Raw genomic sequence first — 26,821 nt, forward strand, 5'->3', positions numbered from 1 at the left:
ACACCTATGTTGAAGCGCTATCCTTCGCTCCAGTCGATGCAGGCCTTTTTGCAGGCGGCGCGCGCCGGCAGTTTTTCGAGCGCCGCGCGGCAGTTGTCGCTCACGCATAGCGCGATCAGCCAGCAGATCCGCACGCTCGAAGAGTTCGTCGGCCAACCGCTTTTCGTGCGCGAAGGCGCGCGCGTGGTGCTGACCGATGCGGGCGCGCTCTTCGCGAATCAGCTAGGCGATGGCTTCGAGCAGATCGATCGCGCGTTGTCGTCGGTGAAGGAGCGCGCGGTGAAGCAGTCGATTACGCTCGACGTCGATCCCGAGCTTGCGCAAAGCTGGCTCGTCGCGCGCCTGCCCGCGTTGCTCGGCGCACTGACGGGCACGTCGCTCACGATGCTCTCCGCGCCCCGTCATGATCGCAGCGCCTTCGAGCGTGTCGATCTCGCGCTGCGTTATGGCTACGGCGAATGGGATGGCTTCGAGAACGCGCTTATCTGCGGCGATCGTCTGACGGTCATGGGCTCGCCGGCGCTGCTGGATTCGCGCGGACTGGCCATGCCGCTCGCTCCGCAGCAAGTGCTCGCGCTGCCGTTGCTCGGCTACACGAAGCGCTCATGGATTCCGTGGCTCGCCGCCGCGGGCCTCCCGGAAACGGAACCGCATGCGGTCGCCGTGTTCGACAACGCAGCGGGACTGATCGCGGCCGCGAGCGCGGGCGTGGGTGTCGGTCTTGCGCGCGGCCTGCTCGCCGCCGACGCGCAACGCAACGGCACGCTCGTCGAACTCACGCAGGTCGAGATCCCGACGCACTACAACCTCTACGCGGTGTGGCCGCGCGAGAAGTCGGCACGCGTGGCGCCGCTCGTCGAAACGATACGCGAGCTCGTCGCGCAAACGGTCAACGCGCGCGAGCGCAACTGACGACTTCGCGCACCGTGTCGAGAAACCGCGCCAGCACCGGCGACGGCGTTTCCGCACGATAACGCGCATGCAGCGATACCTCGGGACAGGGCGATGCGAGCGGCACGAATGCGACGCCGCCACTCGACAATTGCGCAGCCGATGCCGGCAGCAGCGCAACGCCCAGCCCTTCACGCACGAGACACAGAAGCGTATGAAGTTCGACGACTTCCTGCTCGATGCGCGGCGTGAATCCCGCCTCGACGCAGCAGTCGCGCAGAAACCGCGCGAGTTGCGAATGCAGCAGCCCGAAGGACAGAAAGCGCTCGTCTCCAAGCTCACGCAACGCGATGTCCCCGCGTGAGGCGAACGGATGCGAAAGCGGCAATGCAACCACGGCGGGCTCGCGCAGCACGACTTCGCTGACGATCTCCGGATCTTCGTGCGACACGCGAAAGAAGCACACATCGAGCCGCCGCTCTTTCAACGCCTGGATTTGCGCGGCGGGCGTCATCTCGTGAAGCGTCCATCTCACTTGCGGATGCTTGCGCGCGAACACGCCGAGCGCGCGTGGAATCGGCTCGACCATCGCCGAGCTGATAACACCTATCTCCAGGCTTCCCACTTCGCCGCGCCCCGCGCAACGCGTTAGATCGATCGCGCGCTCGAACTGCGCGAAGATCAGCGGCGCTTGTTCTTTCAGTGTTTTCCCTGCCTCGGTGAGTTCGACGCGATGTTGCGAGCGCAGAAAAAGCGCCGTGCCCATTTCCTCTTCGAGGATGCGGATCTGCTGACTTAGCGGTGGCTGTGAAATGTGCAGCCGCGCGGCTGCGCGCCCGAAATGGAGTTCATCGGCGAGCACCGCGAAGTACCGCATGTCCATATCGCTAACGTATCAAGATCGTGGTCAAAAAATATTGTACAGAGCGTGCATAACTTGTGAGACTGCATCGCAAGCAGCAGTGCACGTCAGTGTGACACTCGATGCCGGCGAGGGGAAGGCGCATCAACATGCGTCTTGCAAAAGGCCGCATGGGCAAGCTCGCAAGAGCTTTTGTTCCATCGATGCGCCTGCCCGCGATCCGGCAACTGGACACGCCAGTTCCCCTCAAGGAGATCGAGACCATGATCATCGACACAAGCTGTTATCCGACCAATCTCGTCGACCTCGCCTGGCGCCATGACGGCGAACCCTTTTCGGGCGAGCGTCTGATCGAGGTGATGGACGGCCCGTACATCATCAACGGCAAGCCGCGCCGCATCGACAAGGCTTTCATTCAGCCGCCCCAAGGCAACACCATCTATACGTGGACCGACGGCGAGCGTAGCGGCCGCGAGTCGATTGACGACTATATGGCGTACACCGTCGAGATGACGCAGAAGTATCCCGAGCGTCTGCTCGGCTGCTTCGTGTATAACCCGCGCTGCGGCCCCGAGAACGGCGCCGACGCGATCGAGTTCTATGCGAAGGAACACGGCTTCAGGATGGTGCAGTTGCAGGCCAACATGCATGCGTACCGCCCGGACCGCGCGCTCGACTGGCTGCGCCCCGCGTTGCGCAAATGCGCGGACCTCGGGCTCATCGTGAAGCTGCATACCGGCGACGGACCGTACAGCATTCCGAGCGAATGGTATCCGCTGATCCGCGAGTTTCCGTCGGTGCCGTTCATCATGGCGCACTTCGGCGTGCAGACCGGCGGCGTGTATTGCTTCGAGCCATATCAAATGGCGCTCGATACGCCGAACGTCTATTGCGAATCGAGCTGGTGTCTGCAATCGCGCATCGTCGAGTTCGCGAAGGTTCTGCCCACGCACAAGATCCTGTATGGCTCCGACACGCCGCCCAACGAGCCGGGCATGTGGCTGCGCCTGCTCGAAGTGCTCTGTCATGAGCCGCCGCAGGGCCTCAATCTCGACGAAGACACGCTAGAGGATTATCTCGGCAACAACCTCGCGCGCATGCTCGGCCTCGAACCGAGCGCGCCGCCCGCAAGCGTCGAAGAAGCGCAGGCCTATCTCGACCAATTCAAAGAAACAGACTACGCAGGAGCGCGCTGATGATCATCGATACCCATCTGCATCCGACCAATCTCGTCGACGAAGCCTGGCGACACACGGGCGAGCCGTTCACCGGCGAACGTCTTCTCAAGATGATGGACGGTCCGTACATCATCAACGGCAAGCCGCGCCGCATCGACATGGGTTTTATCCAGCCGCCGCCGGGCAACACCGGTTATCGCGACGGCAACCGGCGCGGCCGCGAGGGCATTCGCGATTACATGTCGTATATCGCGGAGCTGACGCAAAAGTATCCCGATCGTTTCATCGGCAACTTCACGTATAACCCGCGCTGGGGTCCGGAGAACGGCGCGGCCGAGCTCGAATTCCACGTGAAGGAGTACGGCTTCAAGATGCTCAAGCTGCACGCCAACATGCACGGCTATCGGCCGGATCGCGCGCTCGACTGGCTGCGTCCGGCGATGAAGAAATGCGCGGAGCTTGGGGTCGTCGTGCTGATTCACACGGGCGACGGGCCGTACACGATTCCCACGCAGTTCTATCCGATCATCCGCGAATTCCCGATGGTGAATTTCATCATCGGTCACTTCGGCATTCAGACCGGCGGCAATTACTCGTTCGAAGCCTTCTGGATGGCGATGGACACGCCCAACGTCTATTGCGAATCCGGCTGGTGTTATCAGTCGCGCATCGTCGAATTTGCGCGCCAGTTGCCGCGCGACAAGATCGTGTTCGGCACCGATTCGCCGCCGAACGAGCCGGGCATGTGGCTGCGCGAACTGGAGATGTTATGCGGTCCCGCGCCGCAAGGCATGGATCTCGATGAAGACGGTCTCGAACACTACATGGGCAACAACATCGCGCGGCTGGTGGGCATCGAGCCGACCAAACCACCGAAGGATCTTGCCGAAGCGCAGAAGCGGCTGAAGGCCACGTATGTAACGAGCGACGAAGTCGCGCAGACTGCCTGACCTCACGCGGGCGCGGTTGCTCACGCGCCCTTCTTCCTTTCGATGGAGCTCACGATGGCCGATAACTTCTTTCGCGCCACACAGGACTTTCATAGCTTTGCGCGCGCCTATCGCGAGCGATATCCCGATGATGTGTTGACGCTCAAGCAACCTGTGTCGGCCGATCAGGATGTCACGGCGATCGTCGCGGCGCTTGCCGCGCGCGGACAACATCCGATGCTAGTATGCGAGCAAGTCGAAGGCATCGATACGCCTTTGGCCACCAACTTCTTCGCGTCGCGCGAGCGCATCGGCCGTCTGTTCGATGTCGATGCGCGCGGCCTCTTCGACGCATATCAGCAACGCGCGAACGCGCCGGTCGCGCCCGAGTATGTTGCAAGCGGTCCCGTACTCGATGAAGTCGTCGAGGCCGACGCGGTCGATCTCGCGCGACTGCCGATGATCCGCCACTTCGCCACCGACCGCGGCGCGTACATAACGAACGCGGTGATCGTCGCCGAAGACCCCGTGACCGGCATCGCCAATCTCAGCTATCACCGCTCGATGCTGCACGCGAAGAACGCGCTGGCGACGAGCCTGCATTCGCGCGGGCATCTGTGGCGCATGCTGCAGAACGTAAAGGCGCGCGGCGATACGCTGAAGGTCGCGATGGTGATTGGCGCGCATCCGTTGTTCATGCTCGCGGCGGCGTCGCGCGTGCCTTTCGGCGCCGATGAGCGCGCCATCGCCGGCGGACTCTTCGGCGCGCCGCTGCAACTCGTGCGCACGCCGCGTTACGGCATCGGCGTGCCGGCGGCCGCGGAGTTCGTGCTCGAAGGCACCATCGATCCCGATGCGCGCGCCGAAGAAGGACCGTTTGGCGAGTTCACGGGCTATTCGTCGGACCGGTCGACCAACAACGTGCTGCGCGTCGACACGATGATGCGCCGCCGCGACGCGTGGCTCGTCGATGTCGTCGGCGGTCCGTATGCCGAGCATCTCACGCTCGCCCGCCTGCCGCGCGAGGCGGAAATGAGCGAGAAGCTGAAGGCGCGCTTTCCATCGGTCACGGCGCTGCACTATCCGAACTCCGGCACGCACTTTCACTGCTATGTCGCGTTGAATCAGACGCGCGATGGTGAAGCGCGCCAGATCATGCTCGCGTTGCTCGGCTGGGACCCGTATCTCAAGCATGTCGTCGCGGTCGATGGCGATATCGACATAACAGACGATTCGCAAGTGCTCTGGGCGATCGCCGCGCACGCGCAGCCGCACGAGGATGTGTTCATCGTCGGCGGATTGCCGGGCAGTCCGCTCGATCCTTCATCGTCCGTGGACGGCACCACGTCGCGCATGGGAATCGACGCGACGCGCGGCTCGCGTTTCGACGGCATACGCGCGCGCATCGGCGAAGAGGTAATGCAACGCGCGGCGCGCATTCTGGAAGGAGCCACGCAATGAGCACGCGGCGCATCGCGGTCGGCATCAGCGGCGCATCGGGCTTCATGTATGGCGTGCGCCTCCTGGAATTGCTGCGCGAACTCGATATCGAAACGCATCTGACGATCTCGCGCAGCGCGCTTTTGACAATGCAGCACGAGACCACCCACAAGCTCGCCGACGTCAACGCGCTCGCAAGCTTCACTTATCGATGCGATGACATGGCCGCCGCCATTTCGAGCGGTTCGTTCCGCACGCTGGGCATGATCGTCGCGCCGTGTTCGATGAAGACGCTCGCCGAAATCGCCAGCGGACTTTCATCGAGCCTCATTTCGCGCGCGGCCGACGTCACGCTCAAGGAGCGCCGCCCGCTCGTGCTGCTCGCGCGCGAAACGCCGTACACGCTGGCGCATTTGCGCAACATGATGGCCGTCACCGAGATGGGCGGCATCGTCGCGCCGCCAGTGCCCGCGTTCTACGCGCGCCCCGCTTCCCTCGACGCAATGATCGATCACACGCTGGGCCGCGTGCTCGATCTGTTCGCCCTCGATTGCAACTCGGTAAGACGCTGGAAAGAACACGAAGCCTGACTTACTCAAGGAGACAAGCAATGACTCACATTCATACGACGCACAACGCGTTCCGGAAGATTCCCGTCACTGTGCTGACCGGTTTTCTCGGCGCGGGCAAAACGACGCTGCTCAACTACATCCTGCGCGAAAAGCACGGCCACAAGATCGCGGTGATCGAGAACGAGTTCGGCGAAGTCGGCATCGACGGCGGGCTCGTGCTCGAATCGACCGAAGAGATCTATGAAATGACGAACGGCTGCGTGTGCTGTGTCGGCGCGGTGCGCGAGGATCTCGTGCGCATCGTGAGGATGCTGGTGGAAAGGCCCGAGCCGCTCGATCACATCATCGTCGAGACGAGCGGGCTTGCCGATCCCTATCCTGTCGCGCAGACCTTTTTCATCGACGATCCGATCGCGCAGCGCGTAACGCTCGATGCCGTCGTCACCATGGTCGATGCCAAGCACATCGCCGCGCATCTCGACGATCTCGTGCTCGATGGTCGCGACAACCAGGCGGTCGATCAGATCGTGTGCGCGGATCGCATCGTCGTCAACAAGGTGGACCTCGTGACGCCGCACGACATCGCTTCGTTGAAAGAGCGGCTACGCGGGCTCAACGCGACGGCTGAGATCGTCGAGTCGAGTTACGCGCAGATCGATCTGCGCACGATTCTCGGCGTAGGCGCGAACGAGTTCGCGCAGCAGCTCGTCGAAGCAGATGGCGATCGCGAACACGATCATCACGGCCATCACGAAGAAGATCACGACGATCACCATCACGATGAAAGCGTGACGTCGGTGGGCATCGAAGTCGATGCGGATATCGAGCTCGAAGCGCTGCAAACCTGGCTCACCGAACTGCGCGCATCCGATGCGACGAACCTCTTTCGCATGAAGGGCATCTTCGCCGTGAAGGGCCAGCCGTATCGCTACGTGCTGCAAGGCGTGCACGACATCATCGAATTGCGCGCGGCGCAGGCGTGGGGCTACGAACCGCGTTCGAGCCGCATCGTGTTCATCGGACGCGCGCTCGACCGCACCGCGCTGACCGAGCGCTTCCATGCCTGTCTTGCAGTGCCGGTCGCGGCCTGACGAACGCAGCCGCCGATAACGATATTCAGGAGACACGTGATGAACACCGACCAACACCCCGTCGATCGCGTCCTGCCCAAGCGGCAGATGATCACGCTCGGCCTGCAGCATATGCTCGTCGCTTACATCGGCGCGATTGCCGTGCCGTTGATCGTCGCATCCGCATTGAAGATGTCGCCCGCCGACACCACCGTGCTCATCAGCACGGCGCTTTTCTGCTCGGGCATCTCAACGGTGCTTCAAACCGTCGGCGTCTGGAAATTCGGCGTGCGTTTGCCGATTCTCCAGGGCGTCGCGTTCAGCAGCGTGGGGCCGGTCATCGCGATCGGCTTGAGTCCGGGCGGCGGCTTCGCGGGCGTCTGCGGCGCGGTGATCGGCGCGGGCGTCTTCACGATGTTCGCTGCGCCGCTCGTAGGACGTCTGCGACGCTTCTTTCCACCTGTCGTGACCGGTTGCATCGTCACCGTGATCGGGCTGCAACTCTTTCCCGTCGCGTATCAATGGGCGGGCGGCGGCGAGAATGCGCGGCACTTCGGCGCGCTGCCGTTCCTCTGCGTCGCGCTGTTCGTCGCGCTCGTGATTCTCGCCGTCAACCGCTTCGCCAATGCGTTCCTGCGCAATCTGTCGGTGCTGATCGGCCTCGTCTCGGGCAGCGTGCTTGCGTGCTCGCTCGGCATGGGCGACTTCGGCAACGTCGCCAGCGCGCCGTGGTTCACGATGCCGTTGCCATTCCACTTCGGCATGCCCGTGTTTTCCGTGGTGCCCGTACTCACGATGATCGTCGTGATGGTGGTGCAGATGGTCGAGTCGATGGGCCTCTTCGTCGCGATCGGCGATATCGTCGAGAAGAACATCAGCGAGGAAGACGCCGTGCGCGGCATGCGGGCGAACGGACTCGCGAGCGCGATAGCCGGTATGTTCGCCGCGTTTCCGTTTATCGCGTTCATGGAAAACGTGGGGCTCGTGATTCTGACCGGCGTGCGCAGCCGATGGGTCGTAGCGGTGAGCGGCGTCTTGATGTGCGTCGTCGCGCTGGTGCCGAAGATCGGCGCGATCGTGGCCTCGACGCCCGCTGCGGCGCTCGGCGGCGCGGGCATCGCGATGTTCGGCGTCGTGGTCGCCGCGGGCGTGCAGACGCTCTCGAAGGTGGACTTCGAACGCAATCGCTACAACGTGCTGATCGTGGGCTTTACGATCGCCACCGCGCTCATTCCCGTGATGGCGCCGCAGGTCTTCAAGCAAATGCCCGACTGGACGCAGCCCTTCGTGCACAGCGGCGTCGTGCTCGCGTGTCTCGTGTCGGTCGTGTTGAACGCCGTGCTCAACGGCGCGCATGAGGAAGACGTCGTGCCAGCGCAAAGCATGGTGCGCGAGTAAAACGTGTCGACAGGACAATCATTCATGAACACTCGAAACGAAGCAGTACTTATAAAGAATCCCGTCGCGGTGATGAGCGGACTGCGCGGTGACGCCGCACGTCTCGGCCAAGTGGATATTCGCATCCGTGACGGCGCGATCCGCAGCATCGCGCCGAATCTCGAAGCGCGCGACGACGAGCGCGTCATCGATGCGCGCTCGTGCGTCGTCTATCCCGGCTGGGTGAACACGCATCATCACCTGTTCCAGAACCTGCTGAAAGCGGTGCCTTCGGGCATCAACGCCGACCTGCAGGAATGGCTCGCCGCCGTGCCGTATCCGCGCCTCGCGCGCTTCACGCCGGAACTCGCGCGCATCGCCGCTCGCCTTGGCATGGCCGAGTTGCTCTTGTCCGGCGTGACGACATGCGCGGATCACCACTATCTTTATCACGCACAAGGCTCGACCGAAACCGGCGACCTGCTCTTCGACGAAGCCGCGTCGTTCGGCCTGCGCTTCGTGTTGTGCCGTGGCGGCGCGTTGCAGGCGGCGGGCGATCATCCGGGCTTCTCGAAACTCGCGCTGAAGCCCGAGACGCTCGATCAGATGCTCGCCGATATCGAGCGTCTGAAGGCGCGTTATCACGATCCGCGCGCGGCATCGATGCGTCGCGTCGTCGTCGCGCCGACCACGCCGACCTTCTCGCTGCCGCCCGATCTTCTACCCGAGATCGCGCGCGCCGCACGCGGCATGGGTCTGCGCATGCACACGCATCTTTCGGAGACGCGGCGCTATGTCGATTTTTGCCGCGAGCGCTTCGACAAGCTGCCGGTCGAGTTCGTCGCCGATCACGAATGGCTCGGCCCCGATGTGTGGTTCGCCCATCTCGTGCATCTCGAAGCGAGCGAGATCGCCACGCTCGCCGAAACCGGCAGCGGCTGCTCGCACTGCCCGGTGAGCAACGCGCGGCTCGGCAGCGGCATCGCGCCAGCGCCGCAAATGGCCGCGGCGGGCGTGCCGATGTCGCTCGCGGTCGATGGCGTCGCATCCAACGAGTCGGGCAGCATGATCAACGAGGCGCACTTCGCGTGGCTCGTGCATCGCGCGGCACAGGGCGCGTCGGCGACGACCGTGGAGGAAACGATTCACTGGGGCAGCGCGGGCGGCGCGGGCGTGCTCGGACTCGATGCGACCGGCACGCTGGAAGTCGGCAAGGCCGCGGACCTCGTGTTGTATGACATCGACGATCCGCGCTTCTACGGTTATCACGATCTTGCGGTGGCGCCGGTGACATCGGGCGAACCGGCGCGCGTGCGCTATAACATCGTGAACGGTCGCGTGGTGGTCGATGACGGCGTGATTCCCGGCTTCGATTTCGACGCGTTGCGCCGCGAGGCCGCCGAGGGCGTGAAAGTTCTCCTGGCCGATTAGGGAGACATCGCCATGCCGACGAAACGCTTGCGGCTCGGAATTCTGACGCCTTCTTCCAACACGGCGCTCGAACCGATAACCTGCGCCATGCTGAGCGCGCTGCCACACGTGAGCGCGCACTTCGCGCGCTTCACCGTGACGAAAATCAGCCTGACGGACGAGGCGCTCGGCCAGTTCGACGCGAGCCGCATTCTCGATGCAGCGGAGCAGCTCGCCGATGCGCGTGTCGATGTTATCGGCTGGAGCGGCACGTCGGCGGGCTGGCTCGGCTTCGAGCGCGACGAAGCGCTCTGCCGCCAGTTAACGGAAGCGACCGGCATTCCCGCGACCACTTCGGTGCTCGCGTTGAACGAGATCCTCGCGAAGACGGGCGTGCGACGCCTGGGTCTCGTCTCGCCTTACATCGACAATGTGCAGGAACGTATCATCCGCAACTACAAACGGCGCGGCATCGAATGCGTGGCGGAGCGGCATCTGGGCTTGAGCGAGAATTTCAGCTTCGCCGAAGTGCCCGACACGCTGCTCGCCAACATGATGCGCGAGGCTGCGTTCGCCCGACCCGACGCGCTGACGACGTTCTGCACGAACCTGCACGCGGCGCATCTCGCACAGTCGTTCGAGCGCGACACAGGCATTCCCGCGTATGACACGGTCGCCACTGTCGTGTGGAAAGCACTCAGGATGTTCGATGTGGATATGTCGACGTTATCGAGTTGGGGAAAGTTATTCTCTTTGCGTCTATAACCTTAAGGAATGCGCCGCGTCGCTATGAATCACGCCGTGTCGCCGCTCTTTCTTCGAGACCGGTATTCCGTTGGCGACATCAGGAATTGCTTTCTGAACACCTTCGAGAACCTTTCTCCATTGGTCAAACCGGTCCTGCGCGCAATCTTATCGATCGGCAAGTCGCTTTTGACCAGCAATTCGCAACTCAAATTTAGCCGCGCGCGCAAAAGATACTGCGACGGCGTCAGCCCGATTTCACGCTTGAACAAGCGCAGGAAATTGCGCTCGCTCATCGCGACGGTGCGGGCCGCATCGCCGACGGAGATCGGACGGCCGCAATTGCGCTCCAGCCAGCGCGCCGATTCCTGCGCTTTTTCCGCGAGCGTGGTCGTCCCGATCGTGCTCAGCATGATCGGCAGATGCTGGTCGTTGGACGAGGCCAGCCGATCCGCCAACGCCGTGGCGATATCGTAGCCGAGATCGCGCTTCACGAGCGCGAGCGAGTTGATCAGCGCATCGCCGCGTTCGGTCGACGTCGTGCTCTTCGACGTCGCGGCACCCCATACGCCACGCCCAACGGAAGCCCAGTCGCGCCGGGCGACGCCCGCGGCGGCGAGCAACGCGTCGCCATTGCCGAGCGACCCGACCGCGCCGCTTTGCGAACAGGCGATCCTCAGTGAGTCGAGCAGCCCCTCATCGGCGGCCGCACGCGTCACACCTGCGCCGCCCGCGATATACAACGCATCGAAGCCCTGAAACCTCTGGCCGCCCAATCGCTCGGTCCAGACGCAGACCGACGACGAACAAGCTATCGCGCCACCGCGAGCGGAGACGAGACGAACGCTATAGGTCACGCCGTTGCTCAGGATGGAGGACTGCAGCTCGTTGGCGATATGAAGCGCCTCGGCAAGCGTTCCAGCACCGAGAAGAGAGAATCCGTCATACAACACGATTCCTATGAGTTTTGTCGATCTCTCTTCGGCTGCGTGATAAAGGTTGTTGAACTCTGCATCGCCGAAGGCTGTAACGTGAGACATGGCGTTATCTTCCTATGTTTCGGTTGCAGATCTGCGGAACTAATGAACGTACCAATGCTATCGATTCCGTACTATTTCGGGAGCGTAGTTTCCTATTGCGTCCGTTCTTTCCGCCGTGGCCGGTAAAAGCATGGTTTTGGCCGAGATCGACGCATCCGGCCGCCATAACAACACGACTGTTCGATCTAGTCCGCTTCCTGTCAGATTCGACAGGAAAGTTATTGGAATACATTTAATACGGACATCGAATCTATCAGCCGTTTGACGCGGTAAATACAGAGCGGCGTTTATTGGAGTGATGTTTCCCTCGTTCGATCGCCACGCCTCGACGATTCCCGAAACATAACCTCTGCTTCCGTCATCACCTTGTCGAAACCGGACTATGGAACTACCACCGGCAACCCGGCCAACATCTTGCCGAATTCCGTCACGCACGAGGCCATGATTCGTGCGAGCGCTACGCTCTGTCATGAAACGGAACGCTAGGGGAGGACTTGTTATTGCACAGCGCCTCGGTCTCGTAGACGAGCACATCATTGCGTAGGCATGCGTGGGGCACCACCTCGAATCATGGAGTCGCTCACATGAGTTTCAGCAAGCGGTACTCGCAATACTATGATCTTTTCTATCACGAAAAGAACTACAAGGCCGAGGCCGCGTTCGTCACGGACCTGCTTGGCCGGTATGGAATAGTCAGTGGTCATCTAATGGATCTCGGTTGCGGAACCGGACGCCACGCGGCGGAACTGGCGGCCACGGGCTTCTCGGTTTCCGGCGTGGACATGAGCTTCGACATGCTTGCCCGCGCCGATGCCAGGCGAACCTCGCTGCCGGGCACGGTAGCGAAGAGGCTGAAGTTCCAGCAAGGCGACGCGCGCACCGTCCGCACCGAAGAGACCTATGACGCGGTCGTATCGCTATTTCATGTCGCAAGCTATCAGACGACGAACGCCGACTTCATGGCGATGTGCCACACCGCCGCGACACATCTGCCGCGCTCCGGACTCTTCCTTTTCGATTGTTGGTACGGCCCGGCCGTTCTTGCCGACCCGCCCAAGGTTCGCGTCAAGCGCGCCACGAGCGATGAGACCGCGGTGATACGCATTGCCGAGCCGCTGATGCGCCCTCATGACAATACCGTCACCGTCAACTACACGATCATGATGACGGACGGGAAGACGCAGTCCGTCGAAACCGTTCTAGAGACGCACGTCATGCGCTATATGTTCAAGCCGGAAGTCGAGCTTATGCTGGATCTCAGCGGCTTCGAGGTGCTCGACAGCGTGAGGTGGATGGGTGGCGAACTGAGCGCCGCGGATCTGTCCGCAACTTTCGTCGCGAGAAAGAGATGATGCCGGCATCGCGCGCGCCGCGCGCGATGCACTCGGTTCAGTAGGCGTTGGTCCCGCGCAGCCCCTTGAACACCGTCGCGGCAATGATGCGCATATCCAGTGCGAAGGTCCAGTTTCCCAGATAGTACAAATCGTGCGCAACGCGCGCCTCCATCTTTTCTATCCGGTCCGTTTCTCCCCGAAATCCGTTGACCTGCGCCCACCCGGTTATGCCCGGCTTGACCCGGTAACGATGGATATAACCTTGCACGACCTTCTGATAAAGATCGTCATGTTCTAGCGCGTGCGGACGCGGTCCGACGACGGACATATCGCCGCGCAGAACATTGAAGAATTGCGGCAACTCATCGAGACTCGTGCGTCGAAGGAACGCGCCGACTCGCGTCACACGTGGATCGTTACGCGTCGCCTGCTTAAGCACGCCGGCCTGTTCGGTATGCAGGCGCATCGACCGGAACTTGTAGATGGTGAACTCGCGACCGTCCGCGCCCTTGCGACGCTGCCTGAACAGCACAGGCCCGGACGAACTGAGCTTGACCGCAATAGCAATGCAGATCAAAAGCGGCGCAACCGCGATAAGCGCCGCGAGCGCAAATAGCCGATCGAATACATCCTTCTGCAACAGCGCCCGCTGTGAAAGCGGAGAAGCCACGAGATTGATCGCGGCCACACCGAGCAGGTCGCTCACGCCGCTCTCGAAGAGCGCCAGGCTGCGCACGTCGGGGATGAATCGCACGTTGACCAGATCGTCGCGAAACTCGTTCACGAAACGCAGAATGGCTTTGTCTTGCGACAGCGGCAGCGCGAGCCAGACCTCGTGCACATGCTGCTCGCGCGCGTGGCGGACGAACGCGTCGAAATCTTCGAAGATGGGTACATCTGAAGTTATCTGCAATTCGGGCGAAGTATTGAATACCGCGATAGTACGAAAGCCGGAATGGCTTGCGCGTTCGATTCTTTTCATGATCGATTCGCAATGCCGTCCGCAACCGACGACCGCCACGTCGTGAAAGTTCATCCCGGCATGGCGCATGCGCGCGAGCACCGCGTGCGTGACGAGACGTCCCACGATCATCAACGCGCCCGACATCGCCGTCCAGTAAGCGAACCACAAGCGCGAGACATCGTCGAGCCGATGCAGCGAGAACATCAGCACGAGGACGCAGGCTTGCACCACCAGCCAGGCGAGCGACACGCGGCTCGCCAGCACGAGCTTGCTGCGCCCGCGCCACGACTCGTACACGCCGAAGCCCGGGAACAATACGAGAGAAAACGCCGCTGCAAAAGCCACGAATGGCATGTAATAGCCGGGTTCGGCGATATTGTCGAACCTGATCCGCGATGCGACGGTGGCGCCCCCTATCACCATGGCGACATCGAAGAGCCTTGCCAGCAATCCTTGAATATCGCGCATGTTATGCCCCGCCTTCGAGAGCTTCGTCGATAAGATCAAATGCGGCCGTAGCAATCGTCCAGGCGCACGATATCGTCTTCGCCGAGATACGAGCCCGATTGAACTTCGATGATTTCGAGTTGCACCTTACCCGGATTTTCGAGCCGATGCCGCACGCCGAGCGGAATGAAGGTGGATTCGTTTTCCGACAGGAGGAACTGATCGTCGCCGCGCGTGACGAGCGCCGTGCCACGCACGACCACCCAATGCTCCGCGCGATGATGATGCATCTGCAGCGAAAGCCGCGCTCCCGGCGCGACGACGATGCGCTTCACCTGGAAGCGCTCGCCGTGCTCGATCGAATCGAAAAAGCCCCACGGACGACGGACCTTTCGATGCGTTTCGGCCTCGGGCGCGTGTTGCTCGCGGATACGCGCGACGAGGCGCTTGATGTCCTGCGCATGCGAGCGATCGACGACCAGCACGGCATCGTCGGTATCGACGACCACGAGGTTCGCGGTGCCCACACACGCGACGAGTCTTCCGCCATCGGAGCGCGCGTAGCTGGACGTCGCGCCTTCGAAAACCACGCGGCCGCTTCCGACGTTGCCCGAACCGTCCTTTTCCATGGCCTCCCACACCGCGTCCCAAGAACCGAGATCCGACCATCCCGCCGAGAGCGGCACGACCACGCCCTTGCAAGGCGAGCCGGCGTCGCCGATGTGCTCCATCACTGCGTAATCGATCGAGTCGGACGGCACGCGGCCGAATTGATGCGGACAAGGACGGAAGAAGCGACCATCCGCCTTGCCATCCTTGAGCGCCGCTGTGCATGTCGCATGCATTTCGCCATTGAGATGCGCAAGCGCATCGAGCCACACGCTAGCGCGGACGATGAAGATACCGCTATTCCACCAGTATGTTTGCGCGGCGACGTATTGCGCGGCGAGTTCGGCCGCGGGCTTTTCGACGAATCGGTCGATAACATGAGCGCCGTTTTCGAGCGGCTCGCCGAGGCGGATATAGCCGAAGCCCGTATCGGGCCGCGTGGGCGGAACGCCAAGCGTCACGATCATTCCGCGCTCAGCGTATTCCGCCGCTGTCGATATAGCTTCGTGTAGCGCGGGAAGATCGGCGATGGAATGATCGGAAGGCATCACGATCAGGATCGCGTCTTCATCACGCGTGACGGCCGCAAGCGCTGCGAGCGTAAGCGCGGGCGCCGTATCCCGGCGCGCTGGTTCGAGAATGATCTTCGCATCGACGCCGCATAGCCGCACCTGCTCCTCGGTCGTGAAGCGATGTTCCTCGCCACACACGATGATCGGATGCGTGTCGACGTCGAATACGCCTGAGAATCCGTCCATTCGTAAGACCGTAGCCTGCAACAACGAGTCGCGTCCCACCACACCGATGAGCTGCTTCGGAAACTGCTCGCGCGACATCGGCCAGAGGCGCGTGCCCGATCCGCCCGCGAGTATGACGGGCACGATGCGACGGCAAGACTGCATATCCGGCGCTAGCGCATTGGTTATCGACATCGAGCCGGCCGAACTCATTGCGTTCTCCATGGCTGCACTCCGTGATGTGTCGACCCATCATCGGTGCGAGGGATGACGGTCATATGAAGCAGACGATGCCCCGCGCGCATGGCTGCGGGATCTCTAGAGATACTCGCCCATCATGTTTCGAACCGCCGCCACCACGTGATCCTGCTGGGCCTCGGTTAGCGCAAGTCCACTCGGCAGATAGAAGCCGCGCCGGCCCATGCGCTCGGCGACCGGATAACTTTCTCCGTCGAATAACCCCTGTTTGCGAAACACCGGTTGTTCGTGCATGGGCCAGAAGAATGGCCGCGCGCTGACGCCTGCATCGGCCAGTATCGCGCGTGCTTCGTCTGCGCCTATGGGCAAGCGATCGTCCAGCATCACGCCGAATACCCAATAAATGTTCTCGGCATAAGAACACGCGACCGGCGCCAATTCGAGTCCTCGCACGTCGTGCAGAAGCGCTTCATAACGCCGCCCCAGTTCGCGCTTTCTCGCGACATGCTCATCGAGATTTTCGAACTGCGCAAGCCCGACCGCCGCCTGAAGACTGCTCATACGATAGTTCCAGCCCAGCTCCTCATGCACGAATCGCCTCTCGGGTTTGAAGCAAAGGTTTCGCAGGCTCCTTGCGCGCGCGGCGAGTGCGTCATCGTCGCAGAGGATCATGCCTCCCTCGCCCGTGGTTATGTGCTTGTTCGCATAGAAGCTGAAGCAGGAAATATCCCCGAAGCTACCGCATTGCTTTCCCTCATAAGTCAGCCCGATAGCCTGCGCCGCGTCTTCGATCACGGCAAGGCCGTACTTCTTCGCGAGATCCAGCACCGGCTTCAAGTCGACGGGCAGACCGAAGGTATGCACCGCCATGACCGCGCGCGTGCGCTCCGTGATGGCCGCTTCGATCTTCGCTACGTCCATGTTCCATGTATCCGCATTCGAATCGACGAGTCGCAGACGCGCGCCGGCGCGAACGATCGCCGACGCGCAGGAGATGATCGTGTGCGTGGGAATGATCACTTCATCGTCCGGACCGAGATTCAGTGCGGCCGCGGTAACGTCCAGCGCCGCACTTCCGTTCGCGACGGCGATCGCATGCTTGCGGCCCACATAGGCGGCCATGGCCCGCTCGAAGCGCTCGACGAATACACCGTCCGACGAGATCCAGCCGCTTTCGATGCATTCGTTAAGGTATGTCCTCTCGTTTCCCTCGAGCAGGGGTTCGTTTACCGGAATCATCAGGTCCCTCTCCTGGTGTCAAGATCGATGCTTTATGGCTCGTCTGAGCCGGTCCGCTAACGAAGGAATTGCTTCATCAACGGCCTGCATGCGTTCACGGAGCATAGGACCCGGGAAAGGCTCGCCAGGCGGGGTGGCCGAATATGCCATGACGTTGGCTGAAGCGGGTTTCGCCCTGATAAGCGGTGCTTGGTACGCTGCTGGCGGCGGCACATCGATGACGAGGAAAGGCTGGTCGCGACAATACCTTGCCACCGTCCGCCACAAGCTGATGGTTGCCCGGATGCCTCGCTAATCTGGCAATCGCACATCGGGCCTCACGCTCCGATCAACGCACCTCAATGGACGATTGAGCACCAACATGAATAAAGGTTCTCGGATATTTGTTGCCGGTCACAAGGGCATGGTCGGCTCGGCCCTTGTCCGGCATCTCGCCAGTCGCGGCTATCACCACTTAATCACGCGTTCCAGACAAGAACTCGACTTGCTGGACCAGCGCGCGGTGGCCGACTTCTTTGGCCAGGAAAGCATCGACGTCGTGCTACTCGCTGCCGCAAAGGTCGGCGGCATACATGCAAACTCCACTCAACCGGCATCGTTTCTCTATGAGAATCTCGTCATCGAGACCAATGTAATTCACGCGGCCTTCACGAAGCGCACGCCCGAACTGGTCTTCTTCGGTTCTTCCTGCATCTACCCGAAGTATTGCCCTCAACCGATCAAGGAAGAATATCTGCTCACGAGCGGCTTCGAGCAGACCAACGAAGCCTATGCGATTGCGAAGATCGCCGGGCTCAAGCTTTGTGAAGCTTATAACCGCCAGCATGGAATGCGCTATATCTCGGTAATGCCCACGAACCTTTACGGTCCGAACGATAACTATGATCTGCAAAACGGGCACGTTCTGGCCGCGCTCATCCGTAAGGCACACGAAGCCAAGATGAACGGACTTCGGTCGATCTCAGTCTGGGGTTCCGGCTCGCCGAGACGTGAATTCCTGCACGTGGACGATCTGGCGTCGGCGGTATTGGCATTGCTCGACAGCGACAACGCCGAGGGCACATTCAATATCGGATGTGGACGCGACATAGCGATTGCGGACCTCGCTCGTCTTGTTTGCGACGTCATAGGCTTTCAGGGCTCGCTCGATTTCGATAGCTCGAAACCAGATGGAACGCCGAGAAAGTTGCTCGACGTGTCGAGGCTCTCCGCCTTGGGGTGGACGCCCACGATTTCACTCAGGGACGGCATCGCGGCGACCTATGCCGACTTCACGAAGAACGCGCAGCGTACCGGGTACGTCGATGCGTGACAATCGCATTCCAGCGAACATAGTCAACGGGGGTCGAACATGTTTCGCATGGTAGTCGATCAGTTGAAAAAGCTGCGGCGCAGTGAAGCATTCAAGTACTCTCTCGCCACACCCAGCCGCTCGATGTTATTCGCGCGGCAGCGGCTGAACCGCGGTGTTTTCTCCATCGAGATAAGGGAGAACTGCGGCTTTTTCGCCATCATGCAAATGGTTCTTTTCATCCTGACGCACTGCGAAGAGAACCGGCTTACTCCACAAATATCTGCACGAGGCGGCCTATACGGCGACGCCAAAGGCACGATCGACTGGTTTTCGGCGCTCTTCGAAAGCGTCCGGCCTGCGAGCGGCGAGAAGATGGCGCACAGGGTATGGACGTCCACCGTGCGCGATCCGGTTCAACTGGGTTTCCGACAACGCTATGACGCGGCGCTTCGCTTGCGAAGCGCGAGCGATTTGTTTCGCTCGTATTACCGCCCCGCAAAGCATATACGTCAAGAAGTCGAAACGACCTGTACAAGACTCAAGATCAGCGCGTCGACATTGGGTGTGCATTTCAGAGGCACCGACAAGAAATTCGAAGCGGCGACACTTCCTTGGGCAGACTTTTGCCGGCTCGTCGAAAAGACGCTTATGCTCAACCCGCAGTTCACCAACATATTCGTTTCCAGCGACGAGCCTGCTTTCATCGAATTCTTCTGTGCGTGGCCATTTCAGCGCCCGATCAATGTGGCGCCCGCTAAATTGTTGTCCAACGGCGATAAGCCGGTGCATTTCAGCGGTCATCCCGGACTGGAGATCGGGCGCGAAGCACTCGTGTCAAGTCTGCTGCTTTCGAACTGCGGCCATCTCGTGAAGATGCCCTCTTATTTGTCGGCATGGTCGAAGATATTCAACCCGGACCTGCCGGTGACCTTGGCGGCGCCGCCGAAATCCAAGGAGTTCTGGTTTCCCGACAGTCAGATCTGGGTCGGGCAAGAGCAGAACATGAGCGGCAGTCTGGTCTGAACCAAGCCGCACGCGCGCCGAGACAGGACGGCACAGGTTTATTTTCGGCGAACCGCGCCACCGTATAGCGACCTGGCCGTGCGCAGCGTGTTATCCCTACGCTCACGTGAAGTGAGGAGCAGAGAGACGAGTTGAAACGTGACCAGAACAGGAACCACGTAAGCAACCGCAACCATCAGCGATCCACGCAGGACGAACACCATATAAAACGAAAGATAGCAGCCGAGCGCTCGCCGAAGCGGTACTTGCGACTCGACCAATACGTCGACGCGACGAGAGAAATAGCCTAGCAAGAAACCATAAGCTAGGACGCCTGGCCACGAGAAATCAAAATAACCTTCCGCAGGCAACGGCGCGGACAAGTTGAGGAACCACATGCTGTAATTTCGCTGCAGGTACTCGCCTACCAGGATCGCGGTCGCCAGCGGCTTGTCGGGCCAGACAGTGTGCGGAACGAAAAACAATAGCGAACCCGCAAGCTGCCTGCCCGCATTGATTCCCTCCCGGCTCACCATTTCCACGATGGTTTCCGTATTGGCCCACGCGTCGTAGGTTGTGGAGGCGAAGTGTTCCTCGAAGAAGCTCTCGATCGTCGACAGCGAAATCGGCCACTTATCGATTCTGTTATTCGTGAACAACTCGGAAAGAGGAAAAAATAGTCCGCTCAAAACGAATACCATCCAGAACACACGCGACGGACTTCTGAGGTGTCGCTGAAATGCCAATGCGAGCAGCGTCAGGTAGATAGGTCCAAGCGCGTTTCGTTTTTCGGTGAGTGGATTTTGACAAATGAGTAGCAGGACGAGCGCGGATAGCGCGAATGCGATCCAGAACAGCCCGATTCGACGTGGACGATGTGAGACGATAACAATAAAAACGGGAACGATCAGAAAGAAGAGCACCTTTGCACGAATCATGTCTAAAGGTGTGACGTCGATCCCATCCAGATCGCCGGCCTGGAGTTGGCTGGCGAAATTGAATGCGCTATACGCGGCCACGGCGCAGACCGCCAGAACAGGAATCAGCGCGGCATATCTGAGCGTCAATGGCGCCGATGAATGACTCGATGGTACTTGAATCGTGCGCGGGAATAGATGCCGGGCGCCGAGGTAGGAGACGATGAACACGATAAATATGAGATTCGCCTGCAACGCCGATGCGTCGTCGAAAGGCATGGTGTTTACGAGAACCTGGGCGTTATAGGCTAGCTGGAGAACCGGCGCGAGTATCAGAAAAGTAATCTCGAAGACCACGACGGAAGCGTCCGCGAAGGATCGACTTCTATCGAACAAGTTCATGCCGAGATGAAAGAGGACCACACCGAGCAACAAGACATGGGACAAGAACATCAGCGGGTCGTGTCCCGAACTCATCCCCAAGGTATATAGCTCCACCGCGAGCAGGAAAATAGCTAACGCAAGATATGAGACCACGTTCGCCGGGCTTTTCATGAGGCCGCCATGTTGTTTGGTGAGCGCGCTGCGTGAACTACTGGCTGCATACCAGACTTACGGGTGAGCGGGTGGATCCCCCGCCGATGTATAACGGGTCTTGCGCAGTGCCTGTCGAAACGATCGAGGTATTAGACGTTACCTGAGCGACGGTGGCTCCGTTTCGAACGATGGCGAAACTCGGTGCGCCAGGAACTGCCGGAACGCGAAATACGTTCAAGCCCGCCACACCATTAGACGTGTAGTCGGTGCCGCCCGCCGTTATCCGCATGACAGCTGGAGCAGTCAAGAAGGCGACCATTTCGATGTCGTTCACTACCGAGCCCACGCCCTCTTCGACCATAGCAGCCTCCGGCGTCGAAGACCGGCCCGGCGAAAAGATTTGCCTGCGATGAAAGTAGAGAATGCTGTCTCGAACAATCGGCGGGGGATTGCCGGTTTTAGCCCATTCAATGTAGTACGCCGCCAGATCGTAAAACGCATACTGCGTACCGACAGAAGGCGAGACGTGTGTCGATTCCGAGTAGTCGTTCCAAGTAACGATTTGCACGTAGGCGGGATCTCGCGATGTCACTTGAGACCATTGGGCGCGAAAGAGCGCGGAATTTTGCGCTTCCCAGAACTGCGAGTCTTTTGGCCGGGAGTCCTGAGGCGCGACCGGCGTCATGATATCTGCGCCGAAGGATTCCAGATTCGTGAGCGCCTGATCTTCCCAACCTCCTTTATCTATCGATTCCGGTACGGTCCGAACGCCCCAGAACGAGAAGGAATCCGTAATCGTGCGAAAGTCGGTAGCTTTGGAAGGGTCCAGAAGAATCGGAATCAAGGTGACGTTCACGCCCGCGGAGGCCGCCCCGCGAATCACATCCGCCCAAAAATTCTGACTGACATTCTCTGCGTAGAAAGGGGCGATTGCCAGGCTGCCGTCGGCCAGCCGAAACGCGTTCTTCTGTCCTGCGATAACACGTATGGCCGCGACCATGTCCGCCACACTCACACCGTCGAGCGACGCCATATCCGGTTCAGCCAAAATCATGAAGTTAGGCGCGACATGTTGCGCAACCGAATAGACGCGCATTACGTCGTCCCACAGTGTGCCGCTGTTGAGTTGCAGGATATCCACGCCGAAACCATCCAGGTCTATCTTCCTCGCGCGCAATATCTCAACTGCGAGCGCGCGCTCCTTATACACGCTAGTGGTGTAACGGGTTAAAGGTAAGGGCCGATCGCGCAAGTAGCCGCCAACGCTCGCGTATTTGCTTCCTTCACCACTACGCGTCAAGTATTCCGTGCAGTAATAGTCCGAGCGCGCTGGCAGGTTATCGATCGAGAGAGGAAACGGAGTGAAGTAATGGGCGAATACATAAGGTCGATGGCCGGTTCCTATCAGCGCGGTGCTGATCGCGAAGGGCCAGGCCGACGAAGGTGACTCCGTATCAACGAGCGACTGTGCGTTTTTCTGTAAAGCAGCCCACTGTGCGCTAGTAGGATCGGCGGCACGCGCCGAAGTCGATGCCACCGAAACCATCGATGCCAGGGCGATGGCCGCCACAGCGCGACGGGGTCCGCCGTGAGGCCCGTGGTCCGTGCCCGCTCGACCGACGCTACACATCTGCAGATCGTTCATGTTTCGTGAAGTCCCGATGGACGAGGCGTCATGCCGTCACGAATCGCCTCACGTTGCGTTGTCAGCGAAGTTCCGCCAAACGCACTCGACGAGCCGCGCGTATTCGAGGCAGTGGGCGACGCTTCGACGCCATGAACCGGGACGGCTGCCGAACGGTAACGCCTCCTGCGACCGAGAGTATTGAGCACGGCCCCAGTCACCCGAACGCCGATCGATTCGAACGCGTCGACGCACGCCGTAAGATCGGCGAGCCTCGTAAGATTCGACCGCGCGACGACGAATACGCATCCCGCCTGTCGCGCCATGACGAGCGTCTCCGCCGCGCTTAGCACAGGCGCAGCGTCCAGGATCACGAACTGATAACGATCGCCAACAGACGTCAGTGATCTTCCTAGTGTATCCCTTGATAAGCTGGCGGGCACCCCGTCCTTTTGCACTCCGCTGGGCAATAAGTCGAAATCCCCGGCTGAGCCATGTCGGACAACTTCTTCGAACGTGCTGCGGCCGGAGATAACATCGGAGAGTCCGGGCGCAGCTCCGGCATTTCGTCTCTTGGATAACCGGCCCGCGCGAGCATCGGCATCTATCAGCAGCACACGAGCGCCATTTTGAGCAAGTTGAGCAGCGACTTGCTCGGCGACGAATGACGTTCCTGTCCACGCATTGACCCCGCTAAAAAGCGCAATGCGCGCACCGGATTCGTGCATCTTATGCTCGAAGATGGCTGAAAAGCGACGCAAGCTCTCGCCCGACGGAAGTCTCGAATCGGGGCACTGGCTCGACTCGCGTGCATGGACGCCGTCGATGCCTTGGCGATAAGATGCCGCGCGAGAGACGTCTCCAAACGCCCCGCTCACAAAGACAGGCAAGCCCGTGCGTCGCTCGATATCATCGGGACCGTCAATCTTTCCCGACCAGGCCTTTTTTGCGAGCGCCAGAAGAATTCCCAGAAAAGCGCCGCCCAATATTCCTAGCGCAACGATGAGCCAGCGCCGCGGCTTTATCGGTTCTTCCGGCAGCGTTGCGTCGTCGATCAACCGTACCTCATTCACTCTGCCGGCCTTGATGAAGCGAAGCTGCTGCATGTTGGAAAGCAGGCCTGCATAGAGTTGATTGTTGACGCTGATATCACGTGAAAGCCGCAGCGCCTGTTGTTCGAGTTCGGGCAACATCCGAGCTTCGGCTTCCAACTGCGTTGCACGTGCACTTAACGTAGTGATTTGCCGGTCGACTGCAAGTACCGTGCTGTCGTCCTTCGTGAACCTTCGCAACAACTCTTGCCGTTGCACTTTAAGGTCTGTCATCTTCGCCTGAACATCGGCTAGCTGTCTGATGACTACGTTCGCCTGCTCGCTGAGGTTGACCGAGCCTGTCTCGTTCTTGAACCGGCTAAACCGATCTTCCGACTTCTCGATTTGGCCCTTGAGAATGGGCAGTTCCGTGCTCAACGCTTCCATGGACTTCTGCGCATCGGCGCTTCTTCTGGCCTCCTCACCCGACACGTATGTCGTGCCGATCGCATGAAGCAGATTCCGAATAAATACGGGATCGGTGCCTTCCAGAGACGCGCTGACTATGTTCGATTCTTTCCCGCGCTCCGTGACGCTCAATCTTCCCTGAAGGTTATCGACCACTGCCGAGCGCGATAGACGCCGAAGATCGAACACCTGGCCTGCATCGCCCGGAAGAGCATCGATCTTGAGCGAGATTGCGCCGTACTTCGTCCTGAAGGTTTCTAAAGTTGAAATGGCGCCCTTGAAGGTCTCGCCGTCAGGTGTTACGAGACGATAGTGGCCGCTTCCTTCCGACACCACTTGCAATCGCTTCTTTCGCAGGCTCTCGGGCAACTCCGCAACGGAAGCCGATCCCCGTTGAACTCCGCTCGCTTCAGTGTCGCCGCCGATTCTGCGCCAGGCTGCGCTCAGCTTAGATTGCGCGCGAGTCCAGATATCACGCCGCGGAACAAGCGAGATGTCCAGATGCATCGGAGCAATCGCGGCTTCCAGAACGCTGCGCGACGTAATCTTCTGAATCTCCGTTGCGGCACGAGGCTTCACCGCGAACAGCGACGAGACATCTTCGAGCGAGCTTCGACCCGCGGACTCGGGTGGCTCTTGAACCTGCAACAACATGCTCGTTTGATAGATTGGAGTTGCGAGAATTGCATACTCCGACGCGACACTACCGAAGATTACAGTCGTGGCGACGATAACCTTATAGTTGCGTTTCAGGAACCGTATATACGATTCCGTGACGGTGTCTGCGATTTCGCCACGCGGCAAGGCAACGTCGTCTGCGAAGTCCTTAGTCATCTGTAACGCTCCGACAATCGTCAGTGAAAGTTTCACGTGTTGCCGACCAAACACTCCACCAGCTCCGACAGCCTTGAATGTAGCCAGCCCGCTGCTGCGCCGGCGCGCTTGACCGAATGTGGCAAGACATTGGCGCGAACGGCAACGCGGCCGATCAACGTCAGTGCGTTTTCAAGCCGGTCGTTCGCTTATGCCGAACTCGCGCCTTTATCATCGGGAACGCTCAGATGGGCAAATATGCGCCTTCTGAAAAGGCTCAGATACACGCAGTAGTCCGACACCACGCTAGCTATCACCGTCGCCCACACCACCCAGGCGACTTCGTGGAATGTGGAAACGAGCCAGAACTTGAGCGAAAGGGAAACCGCGCAACTTACGCAGACCGCTACCAGTTGTGATTTCAGTTCGCCAACGCCGTTGAGAAAGATGCCGAATGCATTGCCGAATGCATCAACTACCGACATGACAGCAACCGCGCAAAGCAGCGCGACCGGAATACTGAGGTGATTGCCGACCCACTTGCTCAGGAGCCACGACGAAGCCGCGAATATCGACCCGCTAGTCACGATGGCAATCGCCCCTGTGCCTAACATCGAGAGCTTCAGCGTCATCGACAGGAAGTTCGTATCTCCTCGCGCCTTTGCATCGGCGTAGAGGCCCCACAGCGGAACCGTCAGCATCGAGATTCCGACCGTCAGAAACTGGAACAGCCGTTGCGCGACAGCGAGCTTCGCGACTTCGGCCACGCCCAGCAACTTCGCGACGATGAGCGCGTCGAAGCCGCTCGCGCACATGACGCCCACCTGCAAGCCGAAGAACATCGATCCCATGCTGAGGATCTTTTTCGAATCGCACCACATCGTGGCGCGCCCCGCGCCCGAGATTGCGCCCAGCAATCCTTGTCGATTCAGCCGGAAAACGAGGCACGACGACATGCAAATCTGAATGCCATAAGTGACGCACAAGAGCCACGGGATCGATGCATGACGCATGCAAGACCAATACAAGAGCGGCAGCGAGATCAGATAGCCGACGGAGCTCACGATATGCTGCTCCCAGCCTCGCTGAAGGCCGTGACACACGCGCTTCACGCCACCCAAAGGAATGTTCAGGCAAGTCAGAACGAGAAACAGCGTCGCGGCCGTGAGCGTTTCGTTCGCGGCGTCGGCGCTGTGGCCGAATATGCGGCGCAAGTCGAAGATGTGGAGCGCCACGTACAGAAAGACCCCGCAAATCGCGCCGACAGTACCGAGCAGCCATACGCCATGCGTGATCAGTTCACGAATGCGGCGCGGGTCCTCATTCGCTCGCGCCCCTGCAACGAGGTTGAGAAGAGCATTGCCAATGCCGAAGTCGAGCATGGCAAGCGTTGCGGCAAGGCTTGAGAACGTCATCCATACGCCGAATCGCTGCTGACCCAAATAAGGCAGCGTCCACGAAACGGATGCAATCAACACGATGAACGCGAGGCCTGAACTGCAGACGTTGCACGCGATCGTGAGCGCGGCTCGCCGGTATCGGTCCCTGTCGCGTCCTTCCGATCGGCCGACGCCGAATGGCAACATCTCGAACAAACGCGAAGACATTGCGAAAAGCATACGGCGCGGGGCGGCAAGAGGAGGCGGCATCGCTTAGGCGCACGTAACCATCGTGCTTCGAACCGCGGCCCTGGCGCAATTATGCCGCGTGTAGCCACACTCAGGCGCGCCCGGCAGACACAACGGACGGCTTACGCGCGGTCCGTCGATTCTCGCAATCACATCCTCGATCGTCGTCACGTCCGGGCCTCTCTCGGTGGTTTTACGCCGCTCTCTTGATCGAACGATGACGTCCGTCCCGGGAGAATGTTCTTCCGTTTGTCTCGCGCGCCGTTCGCGAAACGCCTTCAGGCTCTAAGAGCCCTTAACAAAATGAACGAAAGGGCTGTTAACCCTCGATGAATGCTGTTAACCTTTTCATTGTTTCGACGGTGAAAAGGACATGGCCAAGCCGCTACTCGACGACGACCTTTGGGCACTCATCGAACCGTTGCTGCCCCCTCCGAAGCCACGTCGGGCCCGTTATCCGGGGCGC

General features: G+C 60.3%; 21 protein-coding genes and 1 pseudogene. 13 read left to right on the top strand and 9 right to left on the bottom strand.

Annotated elements, in window-relative coordinates; genetic code table 11:
- Positions 1-6 precede the first annotated feature (6 nt).
- The gene (locus AWB82_RS18050) at positions 7-912 is read left to right on the top strand and encodes a LysR family transcriptional regulator (RefSeq protein WP_086969541.1); all 906 of its coding nucleotides are present in this window, start codon (positions 7-9) and stop codon (positions 910-912) included.
- On the opposite strand, the gene AWB82_RS18055 is transcribed toward AWB82_RS18050, so the two are convergent.
- Positions 890-1,774, bottom strand: coding sequence for a LysR substrate-binding domain-containing protein (locus AWB82_RS18055; RefSeq protein WP_086969543.1), 885 nt, complete (start codon positions 1,772-1,774; stop codon positions 890-892). The two genes, AWB82_RS18050 and AWB82_RS18055, sit on opposite strands and share 23 nt — an antisense overlap.
- Positions 1,775-2,016: 242 nt before the next feature.
- On the opposite strand from AWB82_RS18055, the gene AWB82_RS18060 reads away from it, so the two are divergent.
- Genes AWB82_RS18060 through AWB82_RS18095 form a run of 8 tightly spaced genes read left to right on the top strand, consistent with a single transcriptional unit; the run spans position 2,017 to position 10,494 of the window.
- Positions 2,017-2,949: an amidohydrolase family protein gene (locus AWB82_RS18060; protein ID WP_086969589.1), complete on the top strand. Its 933-nt coding sequence runs from the start codon at positions 2,017-2,019 to the stop codon at positions 2,947-2,949.
- Positions 2,949-3,881 (top strand): amidohydrolase family protein, encoded by a 933-nt coding sequence (locus AWB82_RS18065; RefSeq protein WP_086969545.1) that lies wholly within the window; start codon positions 2,949-2,951, stop codon positions 3,879-3,881. The genes AWB82_RS18060 and AWB82_RS18065 overlap by 1 nt, the downstream gene beginning before the upstream one ends.
- Before the next feature lie 54 nt (positions 3,882-3,935).
- Positions 3,936-5,321 carry a UbiD family decarboxylase gene (locus AWB82_RS18070; protein ID WP_086969547.1) on the top strand — a complete coding sequence of 462 codons (1,386 nt, stop codon included), beginning with the start codon at positions 3,936-3,938 and terminating at the stop codon, positions 5,319-5,321.
- Positions 5,318-5,890 carry a UbiX family flavin prenyltransferase gene (locus tag AWB82_RS18075; RefSeq protein WP_086969549.1) on the top strand — a complete coding sequence of 191 codons (573 nt, stop codon included), beginning with the start codon at positions 5,318-5,320 and terminating at the stop codon, positions 5,888-5,890. Before AWB82_RS18070 ends, AWB82_RS18075 begins: the two co-directional genes overlap by 4 nt.
- Positions 5,891-5,910: 20 nt before the next feature.
- Positions 5,911-6,963 (top strand): CobW family GTP-binding protein, encoded by a 1,053-nt coding sequence (locus AWB82_RS18080; protein WP_086969550.1) that lies wholly within the window; start codon positions 5,911-5,913, stop codon positions 6,961-6,963.
- A gap of 39 nt (positions 6,964-7,002) precedes the next feature.
- Complete coding sequence (locus AWB82_RS18085) at positions 7,003-8,340, top strand: nucleobase:cation symporter-2 family protein (protein ID WP_086969552.1); 1,338 nt, start codon at positions 7,003-7,005, stop codon at positions 8,338-8,340.
- Positions 8,341-8,364: 24 nt separating this feature from the next.
- Positions 8,365-9,750 carry an amidohydrolase family protein gene (locus AWB82_RS18090; RefSeq protein WP_086969554.1) on the top strand — a complete coding sequence of 462 codons (1,386 nt, stop codon included), beginning with the start codon at positions 8,365-8,367 and terminating at the stop codon, positions 9,748-9,750.
- Between the two features lie 12 nt (positions 9,751-9,762).
- On the top strand, positions 9,763-10,494 hold the full coding sequence (locus AWB82_RS18095) for a maleate cis-trans isomerase family protein (protein WP_086969556.1): 732 nt from the start codon (positions 9,763-9,765) through the stop codon (positions 10,492-10,494).
- A gap of 29 nt (positions 10,495-10,523) precedes the next feature.
- Here the strand turns inward: AWB82_RS18095 and AWB82_RS18100 are convergent, their stop codons facing one another.
- Complete coding sequence (locus AWB82_RS18100; RefSeq protein ID WP_086969558.1) at positions 10,524-11,513, bottom strand: GlxA family transcriptional regulator; 990 nt, start codon at positions 11,511-11,513, stop codon at positions 10,524-10,526.
- Positions 11,514-12,097: 584 nt separating this feature from the next.
- Here AWB82_RS18100 and AWB82_RS18105 point away from each other — a divergent pair.
- Positions 12,098-12,865 (top strand): class I SAM-dependent DNA methyltransferase, encoded by a 768-nt coding sequence (locus AWB82_RS18105; protein WP_086969560.1) that lies wholly within the window; start codon positions 12,098-12,100, stop codon positions 12,863-12,865.
- Positions 12,866-12,902: 37 nt separating this feature from the next.
- On the opposite strand, the gene AWB82_RS18110 is transcribed toward AWB82_RS18105, so the two are convergent.
- From AWB82_RS18110 to AWB82_RS18120, 3 genes are all read right to left on the bottom strand, one after another.
- Positions 12,903-14,279, bottom strand: a complete 1,377-nt coding sequence (locus tag AWB82_RS18110) for an undecaprenyl-phosphate glucose phosphotransferase (RefSeq protein ID WP_086969591.1) — start codon at positions 14,277-14,279, stop codon at positions 12,903-12,905.
- Between the two features lie 35 nt (positions 14,280-14,314).
- Entirely contained in the window at positions 14,315-15,799 is a 1,485-nt protein-coding gene (locus tag AWB82_RS18115; protein WP_096031437.1) for a mannose-1-phosphate guanylyltransferase/mannose-6-phosphate isomerase, read from the bottom strand.
- A 123-nt stretch (positions 15,800-15,922) separates the two neighbouring features.
- A complete protein-coding gene (locus AWB82_RS18120; protein WP_086969563.1) occupies positions 15,923-17,041 on the bottom strand; it encodes a DegT/DnrJ/EryC1/StrS family aminotransferase in 1,119 nt (372 codons plus the stop codon).
- A gap of 361 nt (positions 17,042-17,402) precedes the next feature.
- On the opposite strand from AWB82_RS18120, the gene AWB82_RS18125 reads away from it, so the two are divergent.
- Together AWB82_RS18125 and AWB82_RS18130 are read left to right on the top strand one after the other, a co-directional pair.
- Entirely contained in the window at positions 17,403-18,353 is a 951-nt protein-coding gene (locus tag AWB82_RS18125) for a GDP-L-fucose synthase family protein (RefSeq protein ID WP_086969565.1), read from the top strand.
- Between the two features lie 39 nt (positions 18,354-18,392).
- Entirely contained in the window at positions 18,393-19,358 is a 966-nt protein-coding gene (locus AWB82_RS18130; protein ID WP_086969567.1) for an O-fucosyltransferase family protein, read from the top strand.
- Between the two features lie 38 nt (positions 19,359-19,396).
- On the opposite strand, the gene AWB82_RS18135 is transcribed toward AWB82_RS18130, so the two are convergent.
- From AWB82_RS18135 to AWB82_RS18150, 4 genes are all read right to left on the bottom strand, one after another.
- Positions 19,397-20,809, bottom strand: coding sequence for a hypothetical protein (locus AWB82_RS18135; protein WP_086969569.1), 1,413 nt, complete (start codon positions 20,807-20,809; stop codon positions 19,397-19,399).
- Positions 20,810-20,846: 37 nt separating this feature from the next.
- The gene (locus AWB82_RS18140; RefSeq protein WP_159462599.1) at positions 20,847-22,361 is read right to left on the bottom strand and encodes an endo-1,3-alpha-glucanase family glycosylhydrolase; all 1,515 of its coding nucleotides are present in this window, start codon (positions 22,359-22,361) and stop codon (positions 20,847-20,849) included.
- Between the two features lie 71 nt (positions 22,362-22,432).
- Positions 22,433-24,748, bottom strand: a complete 2,316-nt coding sequence (locus tag AWB82_RS18145; protein ID WP_086969573.1) for a GNVR domain-containing protein — start codon at positions 24,746-24,748, stop codon at positions 22,433-22,435.
- A gap of 188 nt (positions 24,749-24,936) precedes the next feature.
- Positions 24,937-26,205, bottom strand: a complete 1,269-nt coding sequence (locus AWB82_RS18150; protein WP_235023340.1) for a lipopolysaccharide biosynthesis protein — start codon at positions 26,203-26,205, stop codon at positions 24,937-24,939.
- Positions 26,206-26,728: 523 nt separating this feature from the next.
- Between AWB82_RS18150 and AWB82_RS36785 the strand changes: the two are divergent.
- Positions 26,729-26,821 (top strand): annotated as a pseudogene (locus tag AWB82_RS36785) (IS5/IS1182 family transposase); the annotation flags it as partial.

Source organism: Caballeronia glebae (genome assembly GCF_001545035.1).
GTDB classification, from domain to species: Bacteria; Pseudomonadota; Gammaproteobacteria; order Burkholderiales; family Burkholderiaceae; genus Caballeronia; species Caballeronia glebae.

Excerpts from the sequence above, each read along its gene's own strand:
- AWB82_RS18085 (WP_086969552.1), top strand. The coding sequence starts at position 7,003 with ATGAACACCGACCAACACCCCGTCGATCGCGTCCTGCCCAAGCGGCAG.
- AWB82_RS18135 (WP_086969569.1), bottom strand. The coding sequence starts at position 20,809 with ATGAAAAGCCCGGCGAACGTGGTCTCATATCTTGCGTTAGCTATTTTC.
- AWB82_RS18090 (WP_086969554.1), top strand. The coding sequence starts at position 8,365 with ATGAACACTCGAAACGAAGCAGTACTTATAAAGAATCCCGTCGCGGTG.
- AWB82_RS18065 (WP_086969545.1), top strand. The coding sequence starts at position 2,949 with ATGATCATCGATACCCATCTGCATCCGACCAATCTCGTCGACGAAGCC.
- AWB82_RS18075 (WP_086969549.1), top strand. The coding sequence starts at position 5,318 with ATGAGCACGCGGCGCATCGCGGTCGGCATCAGCGGCGCATCGGGCTTC.
- AWB82_RS18115 (WP_096031437.1), bottom strand. The coding sequence starts at position 15,799 with ATGTCGATAACCAATGCGCTAGCGCCGGATATGCAGTCTTGCCGTCGC.
- AWB82_RS18095 (WP_086969556.1), top strand. The coding sequence starts at position 9,763 with ATGCCGACGAAACGCTTGCGGCTCGGAATTCTGACGCCTTCTTCCAAC.
- AWB82_RS18120 (WP_086969563.1), bottom strand. The coding sequence starts at position 17,041 with ATGATTCCGGTAAACGAACCCCTGCTCGAGGGAAACGAGAGGACATAC.
- AWB82_RS18080 (WP_086969550.1), top strand. The coding sequence starts at position 5,911 with ATGACTCACATTCATACGACGCACAACGCGTTCCGGAAGATTCCCGTC.
- AWB82_RS18110 (WP_086969591.1), bottom strand. The coding sequence starts at position 14,279 with ATGCGCGATATTCAAGGATTGCTGGCAAGGCTCTTCGATGTCGCCATG.
- AWB82_RS18145 (WP_086969573.1), bottom strand. The coding sequence starts at position 24,748 with ATGACTAAGGACTTCGCAGACGACGTTGCCTTGCCGCGTGGCGAAATC.
- AWB82_RS18050 (WP_086969541.1), top strand. The coding sequence starts at position 7 with ATGTTGAAGCGCTATCCTTCGCTCCAGTCGATGCAGGCCTTTTTGCAG.
- AWB82_RS18055 (WP_086969543.1), bottom strand. The coding sequence starts at position 1,774 with ATGGACATGCGGTACTTCGCGGTGCTCGCCGATGAACTCCATTTCGGG.
- AWB82_RS18100 (WP_086969558.1), bottom strand. The coding sequence starts at position 11,513 with ATGTCTCACGTTACAGCCTTCGGCGATGCAGAGTTCAACAACCTTTAT.
- AWB82_RS18070 (WP_086969547.1), top strand. The coding sequence starts at position 3,936 with ATGGCCGATAACTTCTTTCGCGCCACACAGGACTTTCATAGCTTTGCG.
- AWB82_RS18130 (WP_086969567.1), top strand. The coding sequence starts at position 18,393 with ATGTTTCGCATGGTAGTCGATCAGTTGAAAAAGCTGCGGCGCAGTGAA.
- AWB82_RS18060 (WP_086969589.1), top strand. The coding sequence starts at position 2,017 with ATGATCATCGACACAAGCTGTTATCCGACCAATCTCGTCGACCTCGCC.
- AWB82_RS18105 (WP_086969560.1), top strand. The coding sequence starts at position 12,098 with ATGAGTTTCAGCAAGCGGTACTCGCAATACTATGATCTTTTCTATCAC.
- AWB82_RS18125 (WP_086969565.1), top strand. The coding sequence starts at position 17,403 with ATGAATAAAGGTTCTCGGATATTTGTTGCCGGTCACAAGGGCATGGTC.